We start from the raw sequence: 20,026 nt of genomic DNA on the forward strand, positions 1-20,026 counted from the left end.
CCTTGCTTCTTCTATAGGCGATGTCCATGCAGCAATTATTACTCATGGGTGCGGGCCATGCCCACGCCTTTGTACTCGAAGCCTTTGCCAAACAGCCTGAACCAAGCATCGCGATTACCGTGGTGAGTGATAGTCCTTTAGCAGCTTACTCCGGCAGCGTACCCGCATGGCTAGCGGGGGAGTGTACGCTGCGCAAGACACAGATCGACGTGGAAGCATTGTGCCAAAGAGCCAATGCTCGGCTAATTCTTTCCCCAGCGAACACGATCAACACCCAGGAGCGTTACGTAGTGCTGGCAAATGGCGAGCGCGTTAACTTTGACGTGGCCTCCGTCAACATCGGTTCGACCCTGACGTCTCCTCAGCAGCATGGGGAGAACCTCCCCAAGCTACTCGCCATGCGCCCATTGAGTAGTCTGCACCAGCGCTGGCAGGCACTGGAAAATGACATTAGCCACTTACCCAGCGGCGGTGCCCAACGGGTGGTGGGCGTTGGCGGTGGCGCTGCGGGCTGTGAAACACTAATGAGCGTGCTGGCCCAGTTGCGCAAACAGCGTCCGGATATTGATTGGCAGGGGCATTTGCTCAGCGCCTCTAACGCACTCTTGCCCGATGCCGGGCGCGTGCCACGCTGGCTAATGCGACGCGCGCTGTCACAGGCAGGGATTACCGTTCACGTTGAACAACGCGGCGAAATGCTGATTGAAGGCGGAGTAACCACCCAGAACGGTAAACGCATCGATGCGGACATCGTCCTGTGGGCAACGGGGGCTGTCGGCCACCCTTGGCTGGCGGGGACTGATCTGCCGTTGGATCAACACGGCTTTATCCGCGTTGACCATTCACTGAAGGTTAGCGACCAGCCGAATATGTTTGCCGCTGGCGACTGTGCAGCGTTTACCCCAGCGCTGCCTAACGCAGGGGTTTATGCGGTGCGCATGGGGCCACACTTAGCGGATAACCTTCGCCGTGCCTGCTACGGCGAACCGTTGCTCCCCTGGCAGCCACCCAAACGGGTGTTGGCACTCATTGGCACTGGCGACGGCCGCGCGATTGCCAGCCGCGGTGGCTTTGGAGTTTCCGGCAAGTGGGTATGGCAATGGAAAAAGCGGATTGATGCGCGCTTTATCGCCCGCTTCAATCCGCCTTTTAAAGGCTAACTGGCTGAATCAGTTGCCTTCGCGCCAGCCGCCTAGCACCCGGCTATCCGGGCCAAAGAAGACCAATCGATCATGGTCAATCAAATACCGATAGGCGGTCTCCAGCATATCCGTGACCCGCTTGGCATCGCCCATTTGCGGGCACGCCATGCGGGTGGTGGCTAACGGGCTAAACTCAATGCGCTGGTTCTCACCGAGTGTTGCTTCGCCAGTAAAGCGATTACAGCCGTCGTAACCGCTAACTTTGCCCTCTTTTGAAATCTCGAAAAATGGCGTTTCCGGCATAGAGAGCCGCTCATCAGTCCCCACCAACAGTAGGTTCCAACGCTGCTCAACAATAGCGCCCTCAAGCGAGGCATCGTTGGCGCCCCGTTGTGGTGTAGAACTTGGCCCCGGCGAACTGCTACAAGCACTTAACAGTAGCGCAGCGGAAGCCAACAGTGGTAATAAGCGCCAACCTTTCATGGTGATCGTTCCTTTTGTCATTGTTACCAGCTACCGGTGTTTTCCATAGAAGCCCATGGCTCTTGTGGTGCCAGGGCATCGCCTTTTTGCAGCAGCTCCACAGAGATTCCGTCCGGTGATTTAACAAACGCCATATGGCCATCACGAGGTGGGCGGTTAATCGTCACGCCGTTGTCCTGAAGGTGTTGGCAGAGCGCATAAATGTCATCCACCCGATAGGCTAGGTGGCCGAAATTACGCCCACCGGTGTACTCTTCGGGATCCCAGTTATACGTCAGCTCAAGCTCCGGAGCCGTCAGCCGCTCTGAGCGTGGCTCATCTTCTGGTGCGGCCAGAAACACTAGCGTGAAGCGTCCTTTCTCGTTCTCTTTTCGGCGAACTTCTTTAAGACCCAGCAGATCGCAGTAAAAATGCAGCGAAGCATTCAGGTCACTGACACGCACCATGGTATGTAGATATTGCATATCGACTCCTGTTAAAAACGGCCTTGGTCATACTTTACAAAAACGTGACAACAGAAATAAATCGCTGCAACGCTGTATAATTAAATTATAACGTTTATCTTAGCTGGGTTTACCCGTCGGAGAAACCTGTGGATTCAGTCACTCAAGCCGCGCTTGGCGCAGCCATTGGCGGGGCCGTACTGGGCCGCCGCCTTGGCCGCAAGGCCATCCTTATCGGTGCCGTACTCGGCACCCTGCCCGATTTTGATGTAGCGCTGGATTATGGCGACGCCGTCGCCAATGTCACCGAGCATCGCGGTTTTAGCCATTCGCTTTTTGTACTAACAGGGTTAGCCACCCTGTTGGCGCTGCTATGCACACGATTTGCTCCTGCAAAAGATATTAGCCTACCCCGCTGGTGGTGCTTTTTTGCTCTTATTCTGATTACCCATCCTTTGCTTGATGCACTAACTACTTACGGCACCCAGTTGCTTTGGCCTCTTGATCTCGCTCCCACCGCGTGGCCGATTATTTTTATTATCGATCCGCTCTATACACTGCCGCTGCTATTTACCTTGGGCGTTGCCTTGGTCTCTCAGCGGGTACGTAAAGCCTGCACATGGGGACTGGTCATCACAAGTGTTTACCTAATGATGGCAGCAGGGGCGAAATTAGTGGTAGAGCAACGTCTTGCCCCTGCCCTGGCAGAACAGGGTCTTGAAGAGGCTCCGCTACTGATACAGCCAACGCCGTTTAACATTGTGCTATGGCGCGCCACGGTGATCGACGGGGATCGCTACCATGAAAGCCTGATTAGTGTGTTTGACGGCGACCGTCAACCGCGTTTCGAACCATTAATTCGTAACGCTGGGCTAGAGACGTTCGCCCTGGCCAGCCAACAGGGAGAGCGTTTAATGTGGTTTGCGGGTTCTTTTTTACGCTATGAAACGCGGCTGCTAGAAGGAAAAGAGACGCTGATCGCCACCGATATTCGGCTCGGCTTCCCAGGCTTCCATCCGTTTAGCTTTACCCTGGCAACGTTAGAGGAAGAACACTGGGTACCGCTTGCGGTAAGCGAACAGTTGGAGAGTACCCGCGGTATTCAGATGCAAACGCTATCGCGCCTCGCCGCTCGTGCCGCAGGTAACACCTCGGCCCTGTGCGCCAGCGATTTCGAGGCGCATGAGTGGCGGGCCGAGCGTGTGGTTTATCGCTGCTGAGCTAGCGCTTCATCAAGGACGTCTAGGGAGCAATACCTTGGCCACAGCCGCTATACTGCTCCCCACCATAGGTCAGCGTAACGCGCGCGGGAAAAGGCTTGCCGCTCATATTATCGAAACAGGCCCCAGCATCGATACGCACGCGGAAAAAGGGCTCCACGTCAGCGTTTTCAATCACGACTCGACCAGCTTCATTGTCCATCACACTAACCATATAAGGTAGCTGGAGACGCTCTTCCCCGTAGTTCGTTTCCATCGTCAGTGTCGGCGTGTCATTTGCTAACGCAACCGTCCAGCCCGGTTCGTTACCCTGACCAAAGAACATCACGCCGGGCTTTTCAGCTCGGGTTAAGGCGTCACGCTGCTCGGCCAACGAGCACTGCAGCTGCCCTCGTGGCGTTTCCACTAGCGCCTCGTCACCCCGGTTCCAGAAGCTGATCTCACCATCTTGGTAACGGGCGCCGCTGGCCACGACGGCTTGGGGCAACCGCCATGCGCCGTGCAGCGACCATAGGCGCAAATCGTTGGCGTTGGTGGCAGCCACTAAGTGCTGCTGAGCGGGTTCGCAGTGCCACGCATCAAAACGCTGGGCAGAGCCGGGAAAAAGCGCCGAGGGCAGAAAGGGTGCCCGGTTATCCAGCGTTGCTTGGTTAGCGGCTTTAGTTTCTGTGGAGGGCGTGGCTGCACACCCCCCGAGTACCACCATCATACCGACTGCGGCGATGGCCCCACCCCATGCTTTTAACGTATTCATATGTCATGCTCCCTATATAACTAATTCTATTGCTTGCTGAACTTCTTACCCGCGTTTGAACGCCTGCAGATCGTGCGTATCGATACTTTCCACCTGCGGGGGCAACCCCAGCTCTTCGCGCTTGATTTTAACCTGCATTTTTTCCGCTAGCCGTTCGGCGTCGTCATCGGTGGTGCGCCCATTGAGCTCCGCCAACTGCGCCATGCCCTGGTGATAGAAAGTGAGCAGATCCAGCGCCGTGCGGTTGCTCTCTTCCACCGCTTTGCGCAGTTGCGAAAGATAGCCACTGACTTGCGACAAATGATGTTTGAGTTGCCAGACATAGCGCACCTCCGTCATCCATGGGCGCTCACGCAACACGGCAAATAGCGCGCTGGTGGCCAATAGCCCAAGTAGCACGCCTAGGGCATTGAGCCATAGGCTGCTGCCAAAGGTGGAGGTAAGGAGCATTGAGAACAGGAGGCCAAAAATAATCAGTTGCCCCGCCATGGCAAAGCTGATCATGCGGGCTTTGCGGCGGTAGGTCTCGGGGTCGTGATGTTCTAGGGTAAATACCATGGCCAGCCTCATTATCGCTGCAAATGTCCTATGATACGGGGCTGGCCAGGGCAAACAAGTAATAGCGTTTTACAAATGCAATTACGCCAAACGCTCTGCAGCCGTTTTAAGTAAGTGTTCGGTCGTTTCCCAGCCCACGCAGGCGTCGGTGACCGATACGCCGTAGCGCATGGCGCCAGGCTTGAGCGGCTGCTTGCCTTCGAACAGGTGACTTTCCAGCATCAGCGCGACCAGGTTGGCTTCGCCTGCCTGACGCTGCGCCAATACATCCAGCATCACTTCACTCTGGCGGCGATGGTCTTTACGCGCATTGGCATGGCTGCAATCCACCATTAGCCGTGGGTTTTGCCCGGCATTACGCAGCGCGGTGGTTGCCGCGCGTACATGTTGCGCCTGATAGTTCGGCTCGCCGTGCCCGCCACGCAGCACCACGTGGGTGTGCGGGTTGCCTGCAGTTTGCTGGACGATCGGGTAGCCTTGCGGGTCTACCGCGAAACGCTGGTGCGGGTGGGCCGCCGCACTCATGGCATCGATAGCCACTTGTACATCACCACTGGTGGCATTTTTGAACCCCACCGCCGCTGACAAATCACTGGCCAGCTCACGGTGCAGTTGCGATTCGGTGGTGCGTGCGCCAATCGCTACCCAACTTAGTAAATCGTCTACGTAGGGCGCCAGCATCGGTTGTAAAAGCTCGGTAGCCACCGGCAAGCCGCGAGCGGCTACGGCATGCATCAGTTCACGAGAAAGCGCCAAACCGCGCGGCATATCACCACTGCCATCCAAACCTGGGTCGTAGGCCAGCCCTTTCCAGCCCACTGTGGTGCGCGGCTTTTCAACGTAGACGCGCATGACCGGCAAAATACGTTCGCTGATCTCTTCGCTTAATGCAGCCAGGCGGTCGGCGTATTCCAGCGCTGCATCTGGATCGTGAACGGAGCAAGGGCCAACGACAACGAGCAGGCGGTCATCGTGACCACTCAAAATTTGCTGTACGGCGTGTCGCTGGCGGGCAATTTGCTCACTTAGCGGGGCGCTTAACGAGATACGTTGTCTGAGTTCGGCGGGGGTAGGCAGCCGCTTTGCACTGGGCTCAGGCGCTGAAGGCGTTAGCCGGGAAGTAGCATGGGCAGTGGATACAACGGTTTTATTAATAACAGGGCTGACAGGCGCATTCATGATTAATTCTCCGCAATCGTGTGACATCGTATGGTTGTGTGACCACCCAAGTGAACACGGTCGGAGGTGGCAGCTAGCACCGACCGCGCGTCGCTAAATCGCCAGCTATAGCCATAACCCACAAAGCTGGTAGCGAAAGCGTTAGTCAGTGCGCGATAAATCATGATGCTGCTCCTTGATGAAATAATGGTGAATAACTATTGCCGAAACTCACTAGGCCCCAAAACGCCAGAAGCCCCGGCGGGGTTACCGACCGGGGCTTCTGTGCTTGCGGCAGGCAACCGAGTGGTGTGCCTGGTGGCGCGACGTTAGGCGTCGGCCAGGGGCACACCGTAGCTAAACCAATACCCATAAAACACAAAACCACCAACCAATTCTGGTTGTGGGTTCACTGTATGTGGTGTGGTTAGTCGTTGCATGCCCATATTCCGCTAGATTCTGTTAGTTACGCTGGCAATAACTAGCCCCTGTAAATCGTTTGACAGGGCTGCCGCCATGGCGTTGTCGTTTTATCCTGCCTGCAAGCGCTGCAAATGGCAACACTCAACCACCAAAAGCTTGTACCCAACCAATAGTAGCGGGCAGCGCGCTCATACTTACCAGCACCACTAAGCCTAGAAAGATGGACAGGAAACCAGAATCGTCTTTAAAGTTTTCGTCGTGATGGGCCATGTTAGCCTCCTTTTTTACCAACGCTATATCAGGGGGAACGTTACAACGCTGTGATCATATTAAGTAGAACGAGGGGCGTAGGCAAACACATCCGAAAACACCCGCTCAAGCTTTATGCCTTTTGTGTCGAGCACATCCAGGCAGGCATACACCATATTGGGCGAACCCGAGATATAAACATCGTGGGTTTCTGGCGTGATATCTGCGGTTTTCAACACCTGATCAATACGACCCAGGTGATGGGCAATCCGCTCGCCCGCTGCTAACGGCTCTTCCAAGGGCGATTCGGTTACCGCATGAAAGCAGACATTGGCGTGGGTTTGCGCCCAATGGCTGGCCAGTTGCTCTAAATAGAGGTCGCGGTGTTCGCGGGCGGCCCACCACAGCGAAATTTCTCGTTCGGGCTGTTCATGCAGTACCGCTTCGACAATGGCTTTCATCTGGGAGAAACCGGTTCCTGCTGCAATCAGCAGCAGCGGTCTTTCGCTCTCACGATCAAGCACGCACTCACCGCCGGGCAAACGCAGCGTAAGCTGGTTGGCTACCTGCAGCAGTTCACGCAGCCGCGCTGAGTTATCCCGCTCCGGCCAGTGCTGAATATGCAGCTCGATAACACCATCGCTGCGATCGGCACTGGCGATCGAAAACGGCACCCAGGTGGCATCGTCCAGTTTAAGCTCTAAATATTGCCCCGGCGCATGCTGCATGGCTTCGGCGCGCCCGGCGAGCGTCACACCAAACACATCGGGGCTTAAGTTCTCAACCTCGGTGACTTGGCACGTCAACGTCCTTGCACTCATGAAAGCCTCTTTTAACAAATTCGGTCAGCGGTACAGCGCATTTAAAGGCGAGAGGGCGGTAGCTCAAGGCCAATCCCCAGTGCTTCCCAACGTTCATCCACGCGCGCTTTAATGGCATCGTCCATCACAATCGGGGTGCCCCATTCACGATCCGTTTCGCCTGGCCACTTATTGGTGGCATCAAGCCCCATTTTCGAGCCCAGGCCTGAGACCGGCGAGGCGAAATCGAGATAATCAATCGGAGTATTTTCGACCATCACGGTGTCGCGTGCGGGATCCATCCGGGTGGTGATCGCCCAGATCACGTCTTCCCAATTGCGTGCGTCCACGTCGTCATCCAGCACAATCACAAATTTGGTGTACATAAACTGACGCAGAAAGCTCCACACCCCCATCATCACGCGTTTGGCGTGGCCGGGGTACTGCTTCTTCATAGTGACCACCGCCATGCGGTATGAACAGCCTTCCGGCGGCAGGTAGAAGTCGACAATTTCGGGGAACTGTTTACACAGGATGGGCACGAAGACTTCGTTGAGCGCCACGCCCAGAATCGCCGGCTCATCCGGCGGACGCCCCGTATAGGTCGAGTGGTAGATAGCATCACGGCGCATGGTCATCCGCGTGATGGTAAACACCGGGAAGTGATCGACCTCATTGTAGTAACCGGTGTGGTCACCAAAGGGGCCTTCCGCCGCCATATCATCGGGGTAGATAAAGCCTTCGAGGATAATCTCGCTGGATGCGGGTACATCCAGGTCGGCGTGGCCGCACTTGACCAGCTCGGTGCGCGAACCGCGCAGCAGGCCCGCAAAAGCATACTCTGACAGTGAATCCGGCACCGGGGTCACAGCGCCAAGAATCGTCGCCGGGTCGGCACCAAGCGCCACGGCCACTGGAAAGGGCTCGCCGGGGTGGGCCTTTTGAAACTCCAGAAAATCCAGCGCGCCGCCGCGGTGGGAGAGCCAACGCATGATCAGGCGGTTCTTGCCAATCTTCTGCTGACGGTAAATCCCTAGGTTCTGGCGCTTCTTGTGCGGCCCTTTAGTAATCACCAGTGGCCAGGTGACCAGTGGCCCCGCATCGCCAGGCCAGCAGTGCTGAATCGGCAGCAGGCCGAGATCGACTTCGTCGTCTTCATAGACCACTTCCTGTACCGGCGCATGCTTGACGTTTTTCGGCCCCATGCTGAGTACTTGCTTGAAGATCGGCAGCTTGTCCCAGGCGTCTTTCAAGCCTTTCGGCGGATCAGGCTCTTTGAGAAACGCCAACAGCTTACCCACTTCTCTGAGCGCTTCTACCGATTCTTGGCCCATGCCTAGCGCAACCCGTTTAGGGGTGCCAAACAGGTTGCCCAACAGCGGCATGTCGTGGCCTTTGACGTTTTCAAACAGCAACGCCGGGCCACCGGCACGCAGCGTGCGGTCGCAAATTTCGGTGATTTCCAGGTAAGGATCGACTTCGACATGAATACGCTTGAGTTCACCCTGGGCTTCAAGCGCCGCGATGAACTCACGCAAGTCTTTGTACTTCAAGGCACGCTCCCTGGCTGGCGAATGCGCCGCGTTAGCGGCGCTCTTTTTTACACCACAAGCTAGCGGCGCTTCATCGCTTCAAAGAACTCAAGATTGGTCTTGGTATCTTTCAGACGGTCAATCAGGAATTCAGTGGCGGCGGTGTCTTCCATCGGATTGAGCAGCTTGCGCAAAATCCACATGCGCTGCATTTCATCCTCAGAAGCCAGCAGGTCTTCACGACGGGTGCCACTGCGGCGGATATTGATCGCCGGGAATACGCGACGCTCTGCCAGTTTGCGGTCCAGATGGGCTTCCATGTTGCCGGTACCCTTGAACTCTTCGAAGATGACTTCGTCCATCTTGGAGCCAGTATCCACCAGCGCCGTGGCGATAATCGTCAGGCTTCCGCCCTCTTCGATGTTACGCGCCGCACCAAAGAAGCGCTTCGGCTTTTCCAGGGCGTGGGCATCGACACCACCGGTGAGCACTTTGCCGGAGCTCGGTACCACGGTGTTGTAAGCACGCGCTAAGCGAGTAATCGAGTCGAGCAGAATGACCACGTCTTTCTTGTGCTCAACCAAGCGCTTGGCTTTTTCGATGACCATTTCCGCCACTTGCACGTGACGCGCTGGCGGCTCATCAAAGGTCGAGGCGACTACTTCGCCACGCACGGTGCGCGACATTTCGGTGACTTCCTCAGGGCGCTCATCGATCAGCAGTACGATCAGATGACACTCTGGGTTGTTGCGCGTGATGGAGGTCGCGATGTTTTGCAACATCAGCGTTTTACCCGCCTTGGGCGGCGATACCAGCAAACCACGTTGGCCTTTACCGATCGGCGCGGTTAGATCGATGATCCGCGCGGTAAGGTCTTCCGTGGAGCCGTTACCGATCTCCATACGCATGCGATCGTCTGGGAACAGCGGCGTTAAGTTCTCAAACAGGATCTTGTGCTTGGCATTTTCCGGACGGTCAAAGTTGATTTGACTGACCTTCAGCAGGGCGAAGTAGCGTTCACCCTCCTTCGGCGGACGGATTTTGCCGGAAATGGAGTCACCCTTGCGCAGATTGAAACGGCGGATCTGCGAAGGCGATATGTAGATATCGTCGGGACCGGCGAGATAGGAGCTGTCAGCGCTACGCAGGAAGCCGAAGCCATCCTGAAGAATTTCCAGCACACCGTCGCCATAGATATCCTCGCCACTTTTGGCGTGTTTCTTGAGGATGGCGAAAATGATGTCCTGCTTGCGCGAACGGGCCAAGTTATCAATACCCATTTCACGGGCGATATCGAGGAGCTCGGGAACGGTTTTTTGCTTGAGTTCAGTGAGATTCATCGGTGTGTTAGAAAGTTGCTCATGGAAGCTGGGCGCCAGGCGCCGGGAATAAGACAGGAGGCGTGAAAGTGACGCCGTGTGATGCGTTCAGACCCCGGTAAAGGCACGCGCTCGAAGATGAAAGGAACGGCGTTGGACTTAACTAACAACGCTGCTGCTTGTTGTTATTAAGACTCAACTCGAGGGTGCTAACACTTGTTTAATCTGGCTACCCCAGGAAAGTGGTTGAACCAGTGGGCTATCTGACGACTTGGAATTCTGGCTGACGCTAACGGGATAAACAGTGAATAACGTCTGGGGCGACCAAGGTGTCGTACTTGCACGACGCATGCAAGATGATTTATCTAAACAGCGACTCATCTCCGCAGCGAAGTACTTGTGGACACGCTAACTAACCAGGTCAGATCAGGCCAGTAGCTCGATGGTAGTCAAGCGCCGCGACAAACGCAAGCCTTTAGGTGTCTAGCAATTGACAATAGATAAAGGTCGCCGCAACCTTGGCACAGCCAACACGAAGGAAAGCTCATGCCCAAGGACATTACGCTCCCCATTGCCACCGCTCCCGCTGAGGTAGACAGCGGTGCGCCGCAGCGCTTCGCCGCTATAGACCTGGGTTCCAACAGCTTTCATCTACTGGTGGCCAATTACCAGCATGAACGCCTCCAGGTGGTGGCCCGATTGGGCGAAAAGGTGCAGCTCGCTGCGGGACTAGACGATGATGGCCTGCTCAGCGAAGAGGCAATGCAGCGCGCACTAGATTGCCTGGGCCGCTTCGCGCCGTTTTTAAGCGATATCACCAACGCCAATTTGCGCATTGTCGGCACTAACGCGCTACGCGATGCCGATAATAGCCAAACATTTATCGAGCGCGCCGAAGCACAGTTAGGCCACGCCATCGAAATTATCGCCGGCCGCGAAGAGGCTCGGCTGATTTATTTAGGCGCCGCCCACGCGCTGGCCGAAAATGGCCGCCGATTAATCGTCGATATTGGCGGCGGCTCGACCGAATTCATTATTGGTGAAGCTTTTGAGCCCAAAGCGCTGGAGAGCCTGCGCATGGGCTGCGTGACATTTTCCCGACGCTTCTTCTCCGACGGCGAGTTGAACGAAAAACATATGCGCCGCGCCGAGCTCGCCGCTCTTTCAGAGCTCGCCAACATTCAGCGCCCCTATCAACGCCTGGGCTGGGACGACCCAGTCGGCTCCAGCGGCACGATCAAGGCCGCCGCCAGCGTGTTGCATGCCTATGGCGATACGCCCCACGAGGGTGTTATCACTCGCGCCGGTTTAAAGAAGCTGCGCGAACGGCTGCTGAAGTGCAAGCAACTGGATAAAGTCGCGCTGGAGGGCCTCAAGGCTGACCGTGCCAAAGTTTTCCCGGCGGGGATTGCTATTCTCGGGGCGATTTTTGAGGCCTTTGATTTAACCCAAATGCGTTTTGCCGATGGGGCGCTGCGCGAAGGCGTGCTCTACGATATGGCCGGGCGCAATACCGCCGAAGACTCGCGCTCGAAAAGCCTGGAGTCGCTACAGCGCACTTACGATGTTGATACCCGTCAAGGGCTTAACGTCGCCGACACTGCCGAGCGACTGTTTCAGCAGGTACGCCATGCATGGACGCTGAACCTTGACCAAGGGCGCTATTTGCAGTGGGCTAGCCACGTGCATGAAATCGGCCTGGCGATCTCTCACAGCCAGTTTCATCGCCACGGCGCCTACCTGCTGGAGCATTCGGATCTCGCGGGTTTTTCACGCCCTGAACAGCGCCAACTGGCGTTTTTAGTGCGCGCGCACCGGCGTAAATTTCCGCTCAAGGAGTGGCAGGCCCTGCCGGAAGCGCAACAGGAGACGACCCAGAAGCTCGCCCGACTGCTGCGTTTAGCCGTTTTGCTCAACCATTCCCGCCCGGAAACCGCGCCCTCGCTACCGGAAATAAGCGCTGACAGCGATAGCTTGACGATCACGCTGCCTGCCAGCGATGAACCCACCCTGCTGAGTACCGACCTGGAACAGGAGCAGGCGTTTATGGAAGCCGCCGGTTTTAAGCTGATCGTTAAGCAGGCGAAGTCAGACGGGTAAAGCAAACGCCCTCTGCCTGCCATAACAGCTGAGCAGGGGGACAAACCACCCCGATACACGCCTCCCCCTGCATGATAACCACCAGCCGCTGGCGCTCCCAGGGCGGCATATCCGCCTCTTGTAGCAACCGCTTTAGGTCGCGCCGCCCTCGTTTAGGCAGTTGAATAACCTCCCCACCTTGTCGCCAGGTCGCTCTCAGCGGTTGAGACGGCTCTTGTAATGAGGCCACCTGCCACCCTAGCGGCCCGATAGGCGTTTCCAGTGGCGTTTGACCATCCCAGCTAACCTCCCACGACGATAACGCTTCAAAAGGCACCATCAGATAGAGCCGCTGGCGCCATAGGCGCGCCTGAGCACCCGGCCACTCAACGCATACCGCGGCACCCGCCTTGGCATTCAATTGATCCAGCAGGCTCTCTAAACGCTTCTGGGGCGGTGTTGGCAAGCCTTGCTGTTGGCAAAGAGTACGCACCAGCAGCCGCTGGCGGGGACGGGAGCGCTGACTAAGTGCGCTCGCATCTATCTGCCCTTCTCCGGTGACGAGCTCGTTTAGCTCGGCTGCTAAATACTCGCTAAGCACCGCATCTGCGTCACCGGCGTTGGTTGCGCTATTGGCTAAAGCAGCGACGGCTGTGGGCCAGCGCTCGCGCAATGCAGGCAATATTCGGTGGCGCAGGCGGTTGCGATCAAAGCGAATATCTTGATTGGTGGGATCTTCGCACCAGCGCAACTGAAGCAGCCCAGCCGCAGCTTCAAGTTCAGCTCGGCGCACGGAGAGCCAGGGGCGCACCAAGGTGGTACTTTGGACCTCCCGGCGATAGGGCATACCAGCCAGGCCGCGTAGCCCGCTGCCACGCAGAGCGGCGAGCAGAAAGGTTTCCGCCTGATCATCCTGGTGCTGGGCCAGCCAAAGCGTATCGCCAGTGGGGATGGTGGCCAAAAAAGCCTCATAGCGGGCGTTGCGAGCGGCGCCTTCGATGCCTTCACCTTGTGCATCTACCGTCACATTGACCACTGATAGCGGCACGTTCAAACGCACACACATATCCCGGCAGCGCGCCTCGAATGTCTGCGCTGCTGCCTGTAGGCCGTGGTTAATATGGATAGCCCGCAAATGGCGGTCTGCTTGTTCGCAGGCCCGTGCGGCTAACGCGAGCAGCAGGCAGGAGTCCAAACCACCTGAGAGTGCCACCCAAATAGAGCGCCCCGGCGGGGTTTCCGCCAGGGCGTCGTTGAGCAAGCGTTGCAGCGTATTAAGCGGCTGGGGCGCCATAGCTCATTAAACGCTTGTAGCGACGCTCCAGCAGCGCGTCAGTGTCCATTGACTGCAGACGCCCCAAGCTCGCGGTAAGCGCCTCTTTGACCCGCTCAGCAGTGGTTAGCGGGTGACGGTGGGAACCACCGAGCGGCTCTTTGATCAGCGAATCGACGAAACCCAGCTCTTTCAGTCGCTCGGCGGTAATGCCCATAGCCTGAGCGGCGTCAGAGGCTTTTTCAGCGCTTTTCCATAAGATCGATGCGCAGCCTTCCGGTGAGATCACCGAGTAGGTCGAATACTGCAGCATTTGCAGTTCGTCGCAGACGCCAATTGCCAGCGCGCCGCCGGAGCCGCCCTCGCCCACCACGGTGGAGATAATCGGTGTTTTCAGTCGCGACATAACGGCCAGATTATAGGCGATAGCCTCTGACTGACCGCGCTCTTCGGCGTCGATACCGGGATAGGCACCGGGGGTATCGATAAAGGTCAGGATCGGCATTTTAAAGCGCTCGGCCATCTCCATCAGACGGCACGCTTTGCGGTAGCCTTCTGGGCGCGGCATACCGAAGTTGCGGCGCACTTTCTCTTTTACATCGCGGCCTTTTTGATGGCCAATCACCATCACTGGTGCATCATTCAACCGCGCAATGCCACCTACCAGCGCGGCATCATCGGCGAAGTTGCGATCACCGTGCAGCTCGTCAAAGTCGGTGAAGATGTGTTCGAGGTAGTCCAACGTGTAGGGACGCTGAGGGTGCCGTGATAGCTGGGAAACCTGCCAGGGAGTCAAATCCTTGAAGATCGATTCCGTCAGCTTGCGGCTCTTCTCTTCCAGCCGAGCGATCTCGTCGGAAAGGTTGACTTGGCTATCGGAGCTGACTAGACGCAGCTCCTCAATTTTTGCCTGAAGTTCGGCAATCGGCTGTTCAAAATCGAGATAATTAGGATTCATCGGCTCTGCCTGTAAGCTGCCTGTCAAAAACAAGCCTGATCAAAATAAGTATTATCGCACCCTGACCCTGCCACGCAAGGTGGGCTCACTTATGCACAGAGTGCAATCTCACGAGGGCAGGTCTCCGCGAGGGCGCTGTGAACCCATCCTTGGGCGCTACTTTCGCCATCTGACCGCCATGGATGGCGGAAATGCCGGAATTGTCAGGAACATTTTCCGGCCCTGGCCGAAAGACCCTCGCTTCAACCTGCCCTCTTCCGATAGTTTAGTGACGTATCGTCAGCTATCGATAGCGTAGCTGTACGCCTGTCTGACCCTGGACATCCTGCAGCGCCAGCAGTAAGTCGTCGCTCGGTGCGACTTTCCACTCATCGGCAAGTTCCAGCCAAGCCACTGCCGCTGGGTGGCGGTACTGCAGGCGCACCGGCAACCCCTCTTGATCGCGATACGGCGTCAGGCTGTCGCGCAGGGTTTCAATTAAGCGGCCATTGATCTGCCCCGCGTCCAATGCCAGTTCCACGGCTTGGCCGTAGCGAATGCGCGCCGTCACCATTGGTGTAACGTCTTTACCGCGTAGGCGCAGGCCACCAGAGTATTCGTCGCTGGAGACTTCGCCCTCAACGATGAGTACCTGATCAGCCTCAATCTGACCGCGTAGTTGCTCGAATAGCTCCCCAAACAGCGAAGCTTCAATACGCCCGGTGCGGTCATCCAGGGTGATAAACGCCATGGTATCACCACGCTTTGACTTCATGGTGCGCACGCCGACCACTAGCCCAGCAACGCGCTGGGGGTCGCGAGAAGGTTTTAAATCGCTGATCCGCGTGGAGACAAAACGTTTTAGCTCCCGCTCGTACTCGTCGATCGGGTGCCCTGTCAGGTAAAGCCCCAGGGTATCTTTCTCCCCTGAGAGCCGTTCGCGATCGGTCCACTCACGGGCGTTGATGTATTCGGCGTAAACGTTGCTGTCACCGTCACTTTCATCGGCCGCGGCGAACGCATCACCAAACATATCCAGCATGCCCAGATTCTGATTGGCGTGGTTTTGGGCAGCGGCTTTTAGCGCGTCCTCCATCGCTGCGAACAGCACCGCACGATTGGGGCCTAGGGTATCCAGCGCGCCGGAGCGAATCAGCGCCTCCAGGGTGCGCTTATTCATCCGCTTGGGATCAATGCGGCGGCAGAAATCGAAGATATCTTTAAAGGGGCCATCTGCCTCGCGGGCTTCGACAATGGCGCCAATGGGCCCTTCGCCCACGCCGCGAATTGCGCCTAGCCCATAGACCACACGCGCATCGGTATCGACGGTGAACTTGTAACCACCGACGTTGACGTTCGGCGGCGTTACGGTGAGCTTGAGGTTCCGACACTCCTCAATCAGCGGCACCACTTTATCCAGGTTGTCCATTTCCGTGGACATAACGGCGGCCATAAAGGGCCCCGGATAGTGGGCTTTCAGCCACGCAGTTTGGTAAGACACCAGCGCGTAGGCAGCCGAGTGAGACTTGTTAAAGCCGTAACCGGCGAATTTCTCTACCAGGTCAAAGATGTTACCGGCCAGGTCTTTATCGATACCGTTGGCGGCACACCCCTCCATAAAGCCGTCACGCTGCTTGGCCATCTCTTCGGGCTTTTTCTTACCCATGGCACGGCGCAGCATATCGGCCTGGCCGAGGCTGTAGCCTGCCATTACCTGAGCGATCTGCATGACCTGCTCTTGGTAGAGGATGATGCCGTAGGTGGGCGCCAAGACAGGTTTCAACAGCTCGTGCTGGTAATCCGGGTGTGGATAAGAGACTTCGGCCCGGCCGTGCTTACGGTTGATAAAGTCGTCGACCATGCCCGACTGCAGTGGGCCGGGGCGGAACAGTGCCACCAGGGCGATCATATCGTCCAGGGAGTCAGGCAGCAGGCGCTTGATCAGCTCCTTCATGCCGCGGGATTCGAGCTGGAAGACCGCCGTGGTTTCAGCGCGCTTGAGCATCTCGAAGGTTGGCGCGTCGTCCAGCGGGATGCTGTCGATGTTGAGCGGCCCCTGGCCGTTAACGCTGCGCACCTTGTCGACCATTTCTAGTGCCCAGTCGATAATCGTCAGCGTCCGCAGGCCCAGGAAGTCGAACTTGACCAGCCCCGCCTCTTCAATATCGTTTTTATCGAACTGTACCACCAAGCCAGAGCCATCTTCATCGCAGAGCAGCGGAGAGAAATCGGTCAGCTTGGTGGGGGCGATGACCACGCCACCGGCGTGCTTGCCGGTGCCCCGGGTGGTGCCCTCAAGCTTGAGCGCCATCTCCCAGATCTCTTCGGCCTCTTCATCGTTGCCGATAAACTCTTTCAGCGCAGGCTCCTGCTCAATCGCCTTGGCCAGGGTCATGCCTACTTCAAAGGGAATCAGCTTGGAGAGCTTATCCCCCAGCGAGTACGGACGGCCTTGGGCACGGGCGACGTCGCGCACCACGGCCTTCGCCGCCATGGTGCCAAAAGTAACAATCTGGGAGACCGCATTGCGCCCGTAGCGCTCGGCTACGTACTCGATCACCTTGTCGCGTTTTTCCATGCAGAAGTCGACGTCAAAGTCGGGCATGGAGACACGTTCGGGGTTAAGAAAGCGCTCGAACAGCAGGTCGTAGCCAATCGGGTCTAAGTCAGTGATCTTTTGCGCGTAGGCCACTAGCGAACCAGCACCGGAACCACGCCCCGGGCCTACCGGTACGCGGTTGTCCTTGGCCCACTGGATGAAGTCCATCACGATCAGGAAGTAGCCAGGGAACCCCATCTGGATAATAACGTTGAGCTCGAACTCCAGCCGGTCGCGGTAGCGCTGGTCGATCGCCTGGTACTCTTCGCTGTCGCGGGGGTAGCGTTCAGCGGGAAACAAAAAATCCAACCGCTCGGTTAAACCGTCATGGGATACTTTGCGGAAGAACTCATCCTGGGTCATCCCTTCGGGAATGCCGAACTCGGGCAGGAAAATCTCGCCCAGGCGCACATCCACGCTGCAGCGCTCGGCGATCATCACGCTGTTTTCCAGCGCTTCGGGGATATCGGCAAACAGCGCCGCCATCTCGTCGGGGCTTTTTAAGTACTGCTCTTCAGTGTAGCGGCGTTCGCGGCGTGGGTCGTCCAGCGCTTTACCTTCACCGATGGAGACGCGGGTCTCGTGGGCCCAATAATCTTCGCGCTCAAGAAAGCGCACGTCATTGGTCGCCACCACTGGCGTGCCTGTTTCAATGGCCAGCTTGACGCTGGCGTGAACGCAGGCCTCTTCCAGCGGGCGCCCGGTGCGAATCAACTCTAGATAAAAGCGCTCGGGAAAGGCCGCCTGCCACTCTTCGAGCAGCACCCGTGCATCCTGCTCGTGATCAGATAGCAGGTGGCGGCCAATCTCACCCTCCCGCGCGCCGGAAAGCGCAATCAAGCCTTCGCTCTGCTCCAGCACCCACTGTTTATCGAGAATGGCGCGCCCCTGCCGTTGACCATGCGTCCAACCTTTCGAGATCAACTCGGTCAGGTTGCGATAGCCAATATCGTTCATCGCCAGCAGCGTTAGCCGGTAAGGGTGGGACTCGTCATGGGGATTATGGAGCCATAAGTCGCTGCCAATAATCGGCTTCAACCCCGCCCCCTGGGCGGCTTTGTAGAACTTCACCAGGCCGAACAGGTTGGTTTCATCGGTCAAGGCCAGCGCTGGCATCGCCCGTTCAGCCGTGGTGCTAACCAGCGACTTTAGCTTCACTAAGCCATCGACCAGGGAATATTCACTGTGCAAACGTAAATGAACGAACGGAACCGTCATGAGACTCTCAGCAAAACGCTAGGTGAAGAAAAATACGTTAAAGCAGCGCCAACTGACGCTGCACAGGCGCGAAGCTACGACGATGTTCGGCCAGTGGCCCGTGAGCTGCAAGCGCCGTCAGGTGCTCTTTGGTCGGGTAGCCTTTATGGCGCGCAAAACCATACTCAGGATAGCACTCATCCAAGGCGACCATCTGCGCATCGCGAGCGACCTTGGCCAAAATCGACGCCGCGGCAATGGCACAGTGGCGTGAATCACCCTTTACCACGGCCTGGCCGGGCAACAGATGGCCAGGTAATTTGTTGCCATCCACGAGTAGATATTCCGCCGCCGGTGCCAGCGCATCAATGGCTCGGCGCATGGCCAAGTGGGTGGCGTGGTAAATATTCAGCGCATCCACTTCCGCTGCGCTGGCTTCTGCCACGGCGAAGGCCAGCGCCCGTTCGCGAATTTGTCTATCCAGCGCTTCACGCCTGCGCGCCGTCAACTTTTTAGAGTCGGTAAGACCGTCAATCGGCTGAGCGGGGTCGAGAATCACCGCCGCGGCCACCACGCTGCCGATCAGCGGCCCTCGGCCTACTTCATCGACCCCCGCCAGCCGCTCGCCGCTGTAGGCAATTTCTAGCGTTGGAAAATCCTTGTGCTCGATCAACCAGTGCTCAATGGCCATCAACACTCTCCAGCGGCTGACCCGCGGCCAACAGGTTAATCGCCTCGGCGGCGCGACGGCTGGCGTTACGCTGGAGCGTAGCGTGCATCTCGGCAAAGCGTGTTTCCAAGGCATGTCGACTTGCCTCGTCGGCCAACATAGCGCTGAGTTGCTCGGCAATCGCCTCTGGAGAGGCGGCGTCTTGAATCAGCTCGGGCACCAGCGTCTCCTGGGCAATCAAATTGGGTAGCGATACCCACTGGGTTTTCACCATTCGTTTAGCCAGCCAGTGGGTGGCTGGGGCCATTTTGTAGGCCACTAGCATGGTGCGGTGACACAGCATGGCTTCCAGCGCGGCGGTACCCGAGGCCAGCAGCACCACATCGCTCGCCACCATGGCTTCGCGGGCCTGACCATCCAAAAGCGCAGTACGCTCCACCAACAGCGGGTAACTAGCCAGCAGTGCGCTGATTTCCCGGCGGCGATCAGCGGTGGCTGCAGGAATCACCACTTGCAGCGTGGGGTGGCGCTGGCAGAGCTGTTCGGCAGCGTTAAGAAAGGTGTCACCCAAAAAGCGAATTTCATTGGCCCGAGAGCCGGGCAGCAGCGCTAACACCTGGCTATCCGGCGCCAGCTTCAGCGCCTGACGGGTGGCAATACGGTCATTTTCCAGCGGCATTTCGTCGGCCAGAGGGTGACCCACAAAGGCAACGGGAACACGGTGTTTGCGATAGAAGGCGGCTTCAAAAGGCAGCAGTGTCAGCATGCCGTCCACCGATTTAGCGATGCCTTTTACCCGCCCCTGGCGCCACGCCCATACGGAAGGGCTTACGTAATGGGCAGTAGTAATACCCGCTTCGCGGAGCTGGCGTTCCAGGCCTAAATTGAAGTCAGGCGCATCGATGCCGAGCATAATATCCGGCTGCCAGGCCAGCGCTTCGGCTTTCAGCGTACGCCGCACGCGGATCAGTTCGGGGAGGTGCTTAAGCACCTCAACCAACCCCATCACCGCGAGGGTCTCTAAAGGGAAGCGGCTCTCCATGCCCTCTGCCTGCATGCGCGGCCCGCCGATGCCACGAAACTCGACGCCGGGGTGGCGCGCTTTAAGTTCACGCATCAGCCCAGCGCCAAGGATATCGCCGGAGAGTTCCCCAGCCACGAGATAGACACGTTGCAGGGTCATAAAATGA

18 protein-coding genes are annotated in these 20,026 nt (G+C 57.5%); 4 read left to right on the forward strand and 14 right to left on the reverse strand.

Features of this window, described 5'->3' with window-relative positions; all coding sequences use genetic code 11:
- Positions 1-20: 20 nt before the first annotated feature.
- The gene (locus K7H09_RS06515) at positions 21-1,160 is read left to right on the forward strand and encodes an FAD-dependent oxidoreductase (RefSeq protein ID WP_138800407.1); all 1,140 of its coding nucleotides are present in this window, start codon (positions 21-23) and stop codon (positions 1,158-1,160) included.
- Positions 1,161-1,169: 9 nt separating this feature from the next.
- On the opposite strand, the gene K7H09_RS06520 is transcribed toward K7H09_RS06515, so the two are convergent.
- Together K7H09_RS06520 and gloA are read right to left on the reverse strand one after the other, a co-directional pair.
- On the reverse strand, positions 1,170-1,625 hold the full coding sequence (locus K7H09_RS06520) for an META domain-containing protein (protein WP_022520173.1): 456 nt from the start codon (positions 1,623-1,625) through the stop codon (positions 1,170-1,172).
- Positions 1,626-1,648: 23 nt separating this feature from the next.
- Entirely contained in the window at positions 1,649-2,089 is a 441-nt protein-coding gene (gene gloA / locus K7H09_RS06525) for a lactoylglutathione lyase (RefSeq protein WP_022520174.1), read from the reverse strand.
- A gap of 128 nt (positions 2,090-2,217) precedes the next feature.
- On the opposite strand from gloA, the gene K7H09_RS06530 reads away from it, so the two are divergent.
- Complete coding sequence (locus K7H09_RS06530) at positions 2,218-3,288, forward strand: metal-dependent hydrolase (RefSeq protein WP_138800405.1); 1,071 nt, start codon at positions 2,218-2,220, stop codon at positions 3,286-3,288.
- A 22-nt stretch (positions 3,289-3,310) separates the two neighbouring features.
- On the opposite strand, the gene K7H09_RS06535 is transcribed toward K7H09_RS06530, so the two are convergent.
- The 3 genes from K7H09_RS06535 to K7H09_RS06545 form a co-directional block, all read right to left on the reverse strand.
- Complete coding sequence (locus K7H09_RS06535) at positions 3,311-4,042, reverse strand: MliC family protein (RefSeq protein WP_009288499.1); 732 nt, start codon at positions 4,040-4,042, stop codon at positions 3,311-3,313.
- Positions 4,043-4,087: 45 nt separating this feature from the next.
- Positions 4,088-4,600, reverse strand: a complete 513-nt coding sequence (locus K7H09_RS06540) for a DUF3087 family protein (protein ID WP_022520177.1) — start codon at positions 4,598-4,600, stop codon at positions 4,088-4,090.
- An 81-nt stretch (positions 4,601-4,681) separates the two neighbouring features.
- Positions 4,682-5,779: a 3-deoxy-7-phosphoheptulonate synthase gene (locus tag K7H09_RS06545; RefSeq protein WP_161463228.1), complete on the reverse strand. Its 1,098-nt coding sequence runs from the start codon at positions 5,777-5,779 to the stop codon at positions 4,682-4,684.
- A gap of 162 nt (positions 5,780-5,941) precedes the next feature.
- Here K7H09_RS06545 and K7H09_RS06550 point away from each other — a divergent pair, with 162 nt between their 5' ends.
- A complete protein-coding gene (locus K7H09_RS06550) occupies positions 5,942-6,091 on the forward strand; it encodes a hypothetical protein (RefSeq protein WP_159175997.1) in 150 nt (49 codons plus the stop codon).
- A gap of 231 nt (positions 6,092-6,322) precedes the next feature.
- Here the strand turns inward: K7H09_RS06550 and K7H09_RS24420 are convergent, their stop codons facing one another.
- The 4 genes from K7H09_RS24420 to rho are packed head-to-tail and all read right to left on the reverse strand — an operon-like array spanning position 6,323 to position 10,102.
- On the reverse strand, positions 6,323-6,451 hold the full coding sequence (locus tag K7H09_RS24420; RefSeq protein ID WP_022520180.1) for a hypothetical protein: 129 nt from the start codon (positions 6,449-6,451) through the stop codon (positions 6,323-6,325).
- Positions 6,452-6,510: 59 nt separating this feature from the next.
- Entirely contained in the window at positions 6,511-7,251 is a 741-nt protein-coding gene (locus K7H09_RS06555; protein WP_230804185.1) for an FAD-binding oxidoreductase, read from the reverse strand.
- A gap of 41 nt (positions 7,252-7,292) precedes the next feature.
- Positions 7,293-8,783: a 4-hydroxy-3-polyprenylbenzoate decarboxylase gene (gene ubiD / locus K7H09_RS06560; RefSeq protein ID WP_230804187.1), complete on the reverse strand. Its 1,491-nt coding sequence runs from the start codon at positions 8,781-8,783 to the stop codon at positions 7,293-7,295.
- Between the two features lie 59 nt (positions 8,784-8,842).
- Positions 8,843-10,102, reverse strand: coding sequence for a transcription termination factor Rho (gene rho / locus K7H09_RS06565; protein ID WP_007111700.1), 1,260 nt, complete (start codon positions 10,100-10,102; stop codon positions 8,843-8,845).
- A gap of 525 nt (positions 10,103-10,627) precedes the next feature.
- Here rho and ppx point away from each other — a divergent pair.
- The gene (gene ppx, locus K7H09_RS06570; protein ID WP_230804190.1) at positions 10,628-12,181 is read left to right on the forward strand and encodes an exopolyphosphatase; all 1,554 of its coding nucleotides are present in this window, start codon (positions 10,628-10,630) and stop codon (positions 12,179-12,181) included.
- On the opposite strand, the gene tilS is transcribed toward ppx, so the two are convergent.
- From tilS to lpxB, 5 genes are all read right to left on the reverse strand, one after another.
- Positions 12,156-13,454, reverse strand: a complete 1,299-nt coding sequence (tilS, locus tag K7H09_RS06575; protein ID WP_039860644.1) for a tRNA lysidine(34) synthetase TilS — start codon at positions 13,452-13,454, stop codon at positions 12,156-12,158. The two genes, ppx and tilS, sit on opposite strands and share 26 nt — an antisense overlap.
- Complete coding sequence (gene accA, locus K7H09_RS06580) at positions 13,435-14,391, reverse strand: acetyl-CoA carboxylase carboxyl transferase subunit alpha (protein WP_022520184.1); 957 nt, start codon at positions 14,389-14,391, stop codon at positions 13,435-13,437. Before accA ends, tilS begins: the two co-directional genes overlap by 20 nt.
- Before the next feature lie 283 nt (positions 14,392-14,674).
- Positions 14,675-18,187 carry a DNA polymerase III subunit alpha gene (gene dnaE / locus K7H09_RS06585; protein ID WP_039860643.1) on the reverse strand — a complete coding sequence of 1,171 codons (3,513 nt, stop codon included), beginning with the start codon at positions 18,185-18,187 and terminating at the stop codon, positions 14,675-14,677.
- 37 nt (positions 18,188-18,224) lie between these two features.
- Positions 18,225-18,857 (reverse strand): ribonuclease HII, encoded by a 633-nt coding sequence (gene rnhB, locus K7H09_RS06590; protein ID WP_039860641.1) that lies wholly within the window; start codon positions 18,855-18,857, stop codon positions 18,225-18,227.
- On the reverse strand, positions 18,847-20,019 hold the full coding sequence (lpxB, locus tag K7H09_RS06595) for a lipid-A-disaccharide synthase (protein ID WP_039860640.1): 1,173 nt from the start codon (positions 20,017-20,019) through the stop codon (positions 18,847-18,849). The genes rnhB and lpxB overlap by 11 nt, the downstream gene beginning before the upstream one ends.
- Positions 20,020-20,026 lie beyond the last annotated feature (7 nt).

The sequence above is a fragment of the Halomonas sp. IOP_14 genome (assembly GCF_021021315.1).
Classification (GTDB): domain Bacteria; phylum Pseudomonadota; class Gammaproteobacteria; order Pseudomonadales; family Halomonadaceae; genus Vreelandella; species Vreelandella titanicae.

What these genes read in the sequence shown, in the direction of transcription:
- K7H09_RS06515 (WP_138800407.1), top strand. Translation starts at nt 21, where the DNA reads ATGTCCATGCAGCAATTATTACTCATGGGTGCGGGCCATGCCCACGCC.
- K7H09_RS06520 (WP_022520173.1), bottom strand. Translation starts at nt 1,625, where the DNA reads ATGAAAGGTTGGCGCTTATTACCACTGTTGGCTTCCGCTGCGCTACTG.
- gloA (WP_022520174.1), bottom strand. Translation starts at nt 2,089, where the DNA reads ATGCAATATCTACATACCATGGTGCGTGTCAGTGACCTGAATGCTTCG.
- K7H09_RS06535 (WP_009288499.1), bottom strand. Translation starts at nt 4,042, where the DNA reads ATGAATACGTTAAAAGCATGGGGTGGGGCCATCGCCGCAGTCGGTATG.
- K7H09_RS06540 (WP_022520177.1), bottom strand. Translation starts at nt 4,600, where the DNA reads ATGGTATTTACCCTAGAACATCACGACCCCGAGACCTACCGCCGCAAA.
- K7H09_RS06545 (WP_161463228.1), bottom strand. Translation starts at nt 5,779, where the DNA reads ATGAATGCGCCTGTCAGCCCTGTTATTAATAAAACCGTTGTATCCACT.
- K7H09_RS06550 (WP_159175997.1), top strand. Translation starts at nt 5,942, where the DNA reads ATGATGCTGCTCCTTGATGAAATAATGGTGAATAACTATTGCCGAAAC.
- K7H09_RS24420 (WP_022520180.1), bottom strand. Translation starts at nt 6,451, where the DNA reads ATGGCCCATCACGACGAAAACTTTAAAGACGATTCTGGTTTCCTGTCC.
- K7H09_RS06555 (WP_230804185.1), bottom strand. Translation starts at nt 7,251, where the DNA reads ATGAGTGCAAGGACGTTGACGTGCCAAGTCACCGAGGTTGAGAACTTA.
- rho (WP_007111700.1), bottom strand. Translation starts at nt 10,102, where the DNA reads ATGAATCTCACTGAACTCAAGCAAAAAACCGTTCCCGAGCTCCTCGAT.
- ppx (WP_230804190.1), top strand. Translation starts at nt 10,628, where the DNA reads ATGCCCAAGGACATTACGCTCCCCATTGCCACCGCTCCCGCTGAGGTA.
- tilS (WP_039860644.1), bottom strand. Translation starts at nt 13,454, where the DNA reads ATGGCGCCCCAGCCGCTTAATACGCTGCAACGCTTGCTCAACGACGCC.
- accA (WP_022520184.1), bottom strand. Translation starts at nt 14,391, where the DNA reads ATGAATCCTAATTATCTCGATTTTGAACAGCCGATTGCCGAACTTCAG.
- dnaE (WP_039860643.1), bottom strand. Translation starts at nt 18,187, where the DNA reads ATGACGGTTCCGTTCGTTCATTTACGTTTGCACAGTGAATATTCCCTG.
- rnhB (WP_039860641.1), bottom strand. Translation starts at nt 18,857, where the DNA reads ATGGCCATTGAGCACTGGTTGATCGAGCACAAGGATTTTCCAACGCTA.
- lpxB (WP_039860640.1), bottom strand. Translation starts at nt 20,019, where the DNA reads ATGACCCTGCAACGTGTCTATCTCGTGGCTGGGGAACTCTCCGGCGAT.